Source organism: Paenarthrobacter sp., assembly GCF_031180005.1.
Classification (GTDB): Bacteria; Actinomycetota; Actinomycetes; order Actinomycetales; family Micrococcaceae; genus Arthrobacter.
Genome location: NZ_JAPSHI010000050.1, coordinates 1 through 8,460, shown reverse-complemented (window position 1 = coordinate 8,460; position 8,460 = coordinate 1). Strand labels below are relative to the sequence as shown.

Sequence of the window (8,460 nt, the reverse complement as noted above, 5' to 3'; positions counted from 1 at the left end):
TCTTCCGGCGGGACCGATCGGCAGCGGCGGCACCGGTCTCGGCGGCGTCCACGCGCTTCCACGCCGAATAATCCACAGCCTTGGCCCGGACCTCTTCGGGCAGGCCTGCGTATCCCGGCTTCGGCTGGTGCTGGAGCGAATCGACGCCGGCGACAATCTCGTCTGCTACGGCCTTTGCACAGGACCTGTTTTCGGCGATCGTTCCACGGGAACCGCGCTTGATCCAGCCTGTGCGGTACAGTCCGTAATCCAGCACCCCGCTTTCAAGGTTGGCCTTCAGGGCACCGAGACCGTGCCAGTCGCCGGCGTCGAAATCGAAACCAATGGCCGTTACGACAGAGTCTGTGCCGAGGAGTATGTTCGGTCGGCCATCATTGACGGACCGCAGTTCCAGGTTCTGGACGTGCCCATCCCCGTTGATGCTCACCGGCGCCCACCCAAAGTGCAAAACCACCTCGACACGGGTCTCGTTTCCCGGATCGACCTGGAGAAGCTCCTCAATAGCCTTCGCCCTCGCGACGGCGGTACGCGGAGCGTCCTCCGTTACCGCAAGAGGATCTGCGCAGGAGAATTTCACGCCCTTTACGCGTCCGAGCTCAGCGAGCATGACTGGATCAGAGGGAGCGTTCGTGACGGTCGAACGGCAGATGAGGTCCACGTGGCTCACAGGAGCCTGAATGTAGGCTGCCAGCACGTCGTCGTTGATGTCACTGTTGAGGAAGTCCTCGGGCCGCTTGATCAGCAGACGCAGGATGTCGATGGACACGTTGCCGCCGCCGATAATTGCCACTGATTTGCCGAACTTCGGCACCTCGGTTTGCTCCAGCGGGTGGGCGTTAAAGAGCCTCGTGATGCGGCCAGCGCGATAGACCTCCGGAAGGTCCTCCCCCGGCACTCCGACGGTCCGGTCCTCGGCAAGGCCTGCAGCCAGCACGACGATGTGGTGGATGCTGCGCAGTTCGTCCAGGGAGACGTCGGCGCCGACCTCAATGTTGCCTGCGAAGCGGACATTGTCGCGTTCAAACAACCGGGCAAACTGTGCCTGGATTGATTTAGTGCTCTGGTGGTCGGGGGCGACGCCGTAGCGGACCAGGCCGAATGGGGAGGCCAGTCGGTCGTAGATCGTGATCTCCGACTGGGGAAATGACCGGCGCAGGCTTTGGGCAAGGTAGCAACCGGAAGGCCCGCTTCCGATGACCGCAATGGACAGAGGCGTATCCATCAGAAGGCTCCTTCGACGGAAAATGCTCTGGCAGCAGGGGCGCCCAGGACGATGTTCAAAGGTGCCAAGGGAGAACCGGCAGGATACTTGCCGAGGAACAGCTCAGCGCCGCGCTCGGTCAGGCGAAGGTCCAGCAGCATGCTGCCGGTGGCCCCTGGCTCAAGAGCTGCCGTTGCGAGCTCCAGCCGAGTCCCTGCGGGTGCGGAGTCGTCCGCGATGTACAGGTGGACCATGCCGCCGGCGACGTGCAGGCTCGGGTCGGCGATGCGAAGTGAAAGAACACCCAGATAGGCGCGGAATTCGACCGAGCCGCCGAAGTGCAGGTTCTCGTGATCCCCCGAAGTGACGATTTTGGGGAAATGGTAGTAGCCGTCGTCATCACGCGTGGCACCGGCTGAAAGCGTGACGGTGCCATCGCCGGTGCGGTTGCGGACGTAATCATCGAATGCCGGATCAATGCGCCATTGCAAAGAGTGGGTACCGGCAGGGGCTCGCCTAAGCTTTTTCACGTCATCTCCTTCAGGATCAGCTGCGTTGTACTAAGCGTATACCGTATACGGAACACGAACAAGGCTTTCTGCGGTCATTCCGTTTTTCCCGTGGGAGCAGTTTTTTGGGTGTCGTTGGAGTGCTCCTATACGGGTTGCCAGACAAAAGCACGACTACGTAGATCGGCCAACGAAGGAGAACGGCTGGCGGCAGCGCCCTATTGACTTGCAGCGTGCAGCGAAGTCCTGTGCAGGTTCGTTCCGGCTATTGCTGTGCTTGCTGCGGTGTCTGTTGCCGGGAGCGCCGGGGCGACCACTCGTTTGTCGAAGTTGGCTGCGAGCAGTTCGCCTGAATGGATGATGTGGGACGTCATTGAGGCGCGTGTTTTTGCCGCGTCTTTTGAACGTATTCCCTCAAGGAGTTCTTCATGGTCGGTCACGGTTGCCGCCGGCCATCCTGGAATCGACGAATAGAACTGCCGGGGCACGTAGCGTGTGATCAGGCTCAGTGCCCAGAGGATCTTCCGGGAGCCGGCCATGGTGTTGATCTGGCGATGGAAGGCGTGGTTTTTCTCTTCGAGGAGATCAAGGTCATTCCGGCGTGCGGCCGCGATCAGTTCGTGGTGTAGTGCTTCCAGTTCCGCCAGCTCATCGTGTGTGGGGCTGGCTGCAGCCCTCGCTGCCAGTTCACCGGCTATGAGTGCCTGGACGTGGAAGAGGTCCCGTATGTCTTGTCCGGTGAGTGGTGCGACCTGGAAGCCTCGGCGCGGGAGCAGGTCCAGGAAGCCTTCCACCCGCAGTGCCTGCAGGGCCTCGCGGGCGGGGGTGGTCGAAATGCTCAGGGCTTGTCCGACCATCTCGGGTCTGACGGTTGTCCCCGGCCTGAGTTCGCCGGACATGATGAGCCCGCGGACGTAGGCGGCCGCTTCATCACTGAGCTGCCTGCGGCCACGGTCGTCACTGCTGCGGTTACTCATTGGTGCCTCTTCTCCTGATGCTCCCGCTAAGAATAAAGTATTGCCGCCGGGTACCTTCCGGACCCGGCGGCAATGCCGGAATCAGCGCTCAGCAGCAGTAAGCGGCAGTCCCAGCTCGGCAAGAACCTGCTCGGTGTGCTCCCCCAACTCAGGCACTGGTCCCATGGAGAACCCTGCCTCCCTGGAGGTAACCGGCGGGATCAGGCTGCGGACGTCACCGACAGAAGATTGCACGTCACGCCACCGGTTCCTTGCGGACAGCTGCGGGTGGGCGGAGAACCCGTGCATGTCGCGCAGTTCAGCATTGGCGATGGATGCCGCGTCGAGCCGTTCAACGACCAGTTGAGTTGAAAGGAACCGCAGCACGTCGTTGATTTCGCTGTGGAGATCGTCACGGTTGTGAACCCTGGCGGCATTTCCCAGGAATCGTGACTCGCCGGCCAGTTCTGGTTTCTGCAGAACTTCCCGGCAGAACTTTTCCCATTCGCGCTCATTTTGGATGCCAAAGAAGACGGTCCCGTCGGCGGTACCGAATGGCCCGTAAGGGGCGATGCTGGCGTGCTGGGCCCCACTCCGTGCAGGCGGAGCCCCGCCGTATTCGGCGAAGAAATAGGGTTGGCTGACCCACTCCCCCAGTGCCTCCAGCATCGAAATTTCCAGGACGTCGCCTTTGCCGGTTGAAGCCCTTTGCAGCAGGGATGTCAGTATCCCTGAATAGGCGTACATTCCGGCGCAGATGTCGGCAATTGAGACTCCCACCTTGGCAGGGGAGTCTTCTGTTCCGGTAACGCTCAAGAGTCCGGATTCGCACTGGACGAGGAGGTCGTAGGCCTTCTTTTGCTCATACGGGCCGCCCTTCCCGTACCCGGAAACGGAGACGTGGATAAGCTTGGGATTGAGTGCCAGGGCTTCGTCCGGACCAAAGCCCAGCCGTTCCACCGCACCCGGGGCGAGGTTCTGAACCAGGACATCGGCCTTGGCCACAAGCTGCTTCAGGGCTTCGAGGCCGTGGGCGGATTTAAGATCAAGGACGATGCTCTCCTTACCCCGGTTCAGCCACACAAAGTAACTCGCCAAGCCGTTGACTTTGCTGTCATAGCCGCGGGCGAAGTCTCCTGTGTCCCGCTCAATCTTGATGACCCTGGCCCCAAGATCCGCGAGTTGCCGGGTGGCAAACGGGGCGGCGACGGCCTGTTCCAGTGAGACAACCATGATTCCTTCAAGAGGTAGCCGGCCCATCACTTCTCCTTTCGTGCTCGGGCGAGAATGCGCTGTGCCCGTTCGATGACAGGACGGTCGATCATTTGGCCCTCAATCTGGCTGGCGCCGCTGCCAGCGGAAACTACAGATTCAGCCCACTGGACCTCCACTGGAGCCGGGCGGAAGGATTGGCTGACGACAGGGACCTGGGAGGGGTGGATGCACAGTTTGCCGCCGAATCCGAACCCCCGTGCCAGATTTGCCGATGCCTGCACCTTATCGGTCTCTTTGATGAAGATGGCGGGCGAATCCAGAGGCGCCGGTATTCCGGCCGCCCGTGATGAGACCACCAGCGCACTCCTGGCGTGGTCCAAAAACCTGTCATCACTTCCGGCATCGATGTCCAGGGCGTAGTCGATGGCACCGAACGACAAGCGGGTGACACCGGATATGCCGGCGATCTCGGCTGCGCCGACCACGCCAACAGCGCTTTCGACGAGGGGTACGACTGCCAGATCAAGCATGTCGCAACGACTGGCGAGGTTTCTCAGGGCCATGCTGTCTTCGGCCTTGGGGATAACGAGCCCCAGCAGGCCATGCCTGGCCTGCTGTGCAACGCCGAGAAGAGCAACGATCTCGGTGTTGCTGGTCTCAGTTCCGAGCGGGTTGATCCGGACCAATGCACGCAGCTCGCCACGAGTCAGCGAATCAACTGCGGCGGCCAGCGCCTTCGCTTTGTTCTCTGGTGCCACCGCGTCCTCAAGATCGACTATGACCACGTCGGTGCCCGAGGCTGCCGCCTTGGCGAAACGTTCTGGTCGGTCGCCGGGGACGAACAGTGCCGTCACCGCCGCTGCTACCAGTTCCTGTCCCTGAGTTTCCAGCACCACCTCCCGTGGACCGGTCACTGGAAATCTCCGTGGTCCGGCAAGGTTGATTCGTCGGGTCTGGCCGACTCGACACTCGGCAGGTGTCCCTGGCGGTAAACCATAAAGGTCCTCCGGTAGCTGATGACGATTTTGGCGTCCTGGTTGAACCCTTCGGTGGCCACAGTGACAAGGCCAAGGTTTGGTCGGGATTTCGATTCGCGGAGGGCGAGGACCTTGGACCGCGAGTAGATGGTGTCGCCCTCATACACAGGGTTAGGCATCCGCACTTCATCCCATCCCATGTTCGCGAAGACGTTCATGGACAGGTCAATCGTGGACTGACCGGTCACGAGCGCGAGAGTGAACGTCGAATTGACCAAAGGCCGGCCAAACTCCGTACCCGCAGCGAAGTTGCGGTCCACGTGGGTCTTGGCCACGTTCTGCGTCACCAAGGTGAAGTTCTGGTTGTCAGCCTCCGTAACCGTCTTACCAAATGGGTGGTAGTAGATGTCGCCGACCGAAAAATCTTCAAACAGGCGCCCAGTCCATCCCGGCACTACACGGGTCTGCCCCGTAGTAAGTTCTGACGTCATCGTCGTTAGTTCCTCTTCCATTGCGGATACCGTATCCCGTATACTAGTCTCCAAGAGTCGGCGCGACAACTGTTTTGTTCCGCAGACGCTGAATAAGCCTCCCCCTTGGTCTTCCGGAGACGAGGGGAAGTCAATATATTGGTCCGCCCGGCCGGAAGGCCGGCGGCGACCGTGCACACAGCGAAATTAAAGGCCGGGACCGCCAAAGTCTTGGTCCGAATATATTTTATTTTGATCGCTTACTGGCTTCCGACGACGCCTAGCCACAAACCGAGGAGCACCCGTGACTGTCCATACTTCTGTCGACGAGCTGAGGGTAAAGACCCGCACTCTCTGCGCCCTGTTTCCAGACACCTACTGGCGCGAAACTGATCGCAACCGCCGTTACCCCCAGGAGTTCGTCGACAGACTGACTAAAGAAGGACTCCTGGCCGCGCTGATCCCCACGGAGTACGGCGGCATGGGCGTGGGCCTCACAGAAGCAAGCGTGATCATGGAGGAAATCAACAAGTCCGGCGGCCATTCCGCCGCCTGCCACGCCCAGATGTACACCATGGGCGCGCTGCTTCGCCATGGAAACGAAGACCAGAAGAACGCCTACCTCCCGGCAATCGCTTCCGGCGACCTTCGTTTGCAGGCATTTTCAATAACAGAAGATGCAGCCGGCTCCGACACAACCAGCATCGAAACGGCGGCCGTCAAGGACGGGGACGACTACGTCATCACCGGCCACAAGAGCTGGACCAGTCGAATCGATGAATCAGACCTCGCATTCGTGCTCGCACGGACGTCAAAGAAGGGCGGCGAGGACCGGACACACGGACTCACGCTCTTCCTGGTGGACCTGCGTCAGGTACGTGCCGAACAGCCGGAGACCTTGGAAGTAGTTAAGGTCCGCACGATGTTCAATTACGCCACCAACCAGATCTTCTACAAAGGCATGCGCGTACCGCAGTCTGCCGTCATAGGTGAGGTCGGCAAGGGCTTCCGCTACGTCATTGACGGATGGAACGCAGAGCGCATTCTGCTGGCCTCCGAAGCGATTGGCGACGGGTACTGGTTCACAACGCGGGCAGTCGAATACGCCAACAACCGAAGCGTGTTCGGCCGTCAGATCGGCGCCAACCAAGGCGTGCAATTCCCCATCACGGACGCCTACATGAAGGTCAGGGCCGCGGACATGATGCGATACGAAGCTGCACGGCTGTTCGACGCCGGCGAGCCCTGTGGGGCAGAAGCCAACATGGCAAAACACCTCGCCTCAGAAGCGAGCTGGGCTGCAGCAAACGCATGCCTGGACACCCATGGCGGCTATGGCTTCGTGGATGAATACGACGTAGAACGCAAATTCCGGGAAACCCGCATGTTCCAGGTAGCACCGGTAAACAACAACATGATCAAGTCCTTTGTCGCCACCAAGGTCCTGGGTCTCCCCCGGTCGTACTAAGACAACAGACCTTTGTCACTAGCCCACGCAAGGAGACATGATATGGCGCGCAACATACGCTCGCTATCTCTGGAGCGCACTATGGTCCTGTTTTCGCCCACCTTCACCGTGGTGAACGTCGGCCAGACCGCCGTGCGCGCAATAGTCAGCGGTGCCAACAAGGTCGCGGTCCGTAAACGCGTACAAGCCTTGGCAGAAATGCTGGCCAGGTACGACGTCCCGGGCCGCGGCCGTCTGGTCGCGACCAACGATTCGCTTCTTGTGGAGTTCGACCCATCCCTCATCGAAGCTTCCGCTGTGAAACGACTAATCAGGCTCGCCGACGCATCCGCTTCCCCGACTGAATCTATCTAGCACGAGCCGGTCACCTGCACCCCCGTTCTAACGCCGCCGTAAACATCAGTGACTCGATGCCTTGTCCGGTCGGCTAGGCAGCACAGCAAATAACAGGGATATCGCGGTCACCGCGCTGGCCTGCACCAGCACCTGCCCGGGCAAACCGGGTGAAAGGCCCCACCAACGGACCACTCGAAGGAAGAGCAATGACTGAACAGCGGGCATACAGTCCAGTGAATGAACTCGTACTTTCCCAGGGCAGCCTCACTGGAGTGACCTTTGAGCAACGCGTCGCAGCAGCGGCCGCGGGCGGATTCACCGCAATAGGCTTGTCCTTATACGAATACGATCGGCTCCGCGCGGCGGGCACCAGTGACGAAGAAATGCTCTGCATCCTCGCCGTCTACGACGTCAAAGTCGCAGAACTGGACGGCTTGCACAGCTTTGCAGCCGCCGACAATCAACCAGGGGTGAGAGTTGGCTCAAGCAAAGCGCAGGACGACCAAACGCTGGAGCGCCTCCTGGACCTGGCTGATCTCTTCCACGCCCGGCACCTGCAGGTATTGGGCACCTCAAACACCGACAAGCTTGAAGATGATGCGGTCGAGAAATTCCAGGAAATCTGCGACCAGGCAGCGCAACGGCGCCTGGAAGTCAGTCTAGAACCCAGACCCAACACAAACATCGCCTCCATCAGGAGTGCAGCAATGATCGTGTCGCGTGCTCAGCGCAGGAATGCTGGGCTCTGCATCACCACGGGGCAACATTTCAAGGCGAAAAACGCAGCTGCGGACCTGCTTGCCATTCCAGCCGATCTCATATCGGCAATCCGGCTTTCACATGAAGTGACCGCACCGGGGGCTTTGGACTTTACCAGCAGCGCTATAAAAGATGGTCGAGGCACCGTCGAAGAGGATCCTGAGCTGATTAGGTTCCTGCAGGCGATCACTCAACACGGCGTAAGTGTGACCCTTTCAGTGGACGCCACCCCATACCGTCCGAATCAAACGGATCCCTTTGCCTTCTGTGCCCTACTTCAGGACAAGACAGCCTCCATCTGGAACCAGGCCATCCGAAATTGAGACTGCGGAGACAATTCGTGGAACATTCGTAGGCGGGGTCCAAGCTATATCTACCGAACCCTATGTCAATTTCGTAGCCTCATCACAGCGTCGTTGATGTCCCCGAGAAGTAGGCCAAGTCGAACCCCGCCTCCTGCCAGACCCAGTTCGCATCTCAGGAGACCTGCCATTATCGGGACGACAGTTTTGCGTACACCCGAACCTGCCGCCGTCCGCTAGCTTGACGGAATATCCGTTATCGGCGTT

At 60.0% G+C, this 8,460-nt stretch carries 9 protein-coding genes; 3 read left to right on the top strand and 6 right to left on the bottom strand.

The features are described from left to right. From RIF72_RS19490 to RIF72_RS19465, 6 genes are all read right to left on the bottom strand, one after another. A partial coding sequence (locus RIF72_RS19490; protein ID WP_309076442.1) for an FAD-dependent oxidoreductase occupies window positions 1-1,222 on the bottom strand: 1,222 nt, incomplete at its 3' end. Then, entirely contained in the window at window positions 1,222-1,731 is a 510-nt protein-coding gene (locus tag RIF72_RS19485; protein ID WP_309076441.1) for an HtaA domain-containing protein, read from the bottom strand. The genes RIF72_RS19490 and RIF72_RS19485, both read right to left, overlap by 1 nt. Window positions 1,732-1,928: 197 nt before the next feature. Further along, a complete protein-coding gene (locus RIF72_RS19480; RefSeq protein WP_309076440.1) occupies window positions 1,929-2,687 on the bottom strand; it encodes a GntR family transcriptional regulator in 759 nt (252 codons plus the stop codon). An 81-nt stretch (window positions 2,688-2,768) separates the two neighbouring features. After that, window positions 2,769-3,926 carry a CaiB/BaiF CoA-transferase family protein gene (locus RIF72_RS19475; RefSeq protein ID WP_309076439.1) on the bottom strand — a complete coding sequence of 386 codons (1,158 nt, stop codon included), beginning with the start codon at window positions 3,924-3,926 and terminating at the stop codon, window positions 2,769-2,771. Then, a complete protein-coding gene (locus tag RIF72_RS19470) occupies window positions 3,926-4,795 on the bottom strand; it encodes a CoA ester lyase (RefSeq protein ID WP_309076438.1) in 870 nt (289 codons plus the stop codon). The genes RIF72_RS19475 and RIF72_RS19470 overlap by 1 nt, the downstream gene beginning before the upstream one ends. After that, window positions 4,792-5,349, bottom strand: a complete 558-nt coding sequence (locus tag RIF72_RS19465; protein WP_309076437.1) for a MaoC family dehydratase — start codon at window positions 5,347-5,349, stop codon at window positions 4,792-4,794. Before RIF72_RS19465 ends, RIF72_RS19470 begins: the two co-directional genes overlap by 4 nt. Before the next feature lie 283 nt (window positions 5,350-5,632). On the opposite strand from RIF72_RS19465, the gene RIF72_RS19460 reads away from it, so the two are divergent. From RIF72_RS19460 to RIF72_RS19450, 3 genes are all read left to right on the top strand, one after another. Continuing rightward, on the top strand, window positions 5,633-6,796 hold the full coding sequence (locus tag RIF72_RS19460) for an acyl-CoA dehydrogenase family protein (RefSeq protein ID WP_309076436.1): 1,164 nt from the start codon (window positions 5,633-5,635) through the stop codon (window positions 6,794-6,796). Window positions 6,797-6,838: 42 nt separating this feature from the next. Further along, window positions 6,839-7,150 carry a carboxyltransferase domain-containing protein gene (locus RIF72_RS19455; protein WP_309076435.1) on the top strand — a complete coding sequence of 104 codons (312 nt, stop codon included), beginning with the start codon at window positions 6,839-6,841 and terminating at the stop codon, window positions 7,148-7,150. A 254-nt stretch (window positions 7,151-7,404) separates the two neighbouring features. Then, window positions 7,405-8,214, top strand: a complete 810-nt coding sequence (locus RIF72_RS19450; RefSeq protein ID WP_309076434.1) for a TIM barrel protein — start codon at window positions 7,405-7,407, stop codon at window positions 8,212-8,214. Window positions 8,215-8,460: the final 246 nt, after the last annotated feature.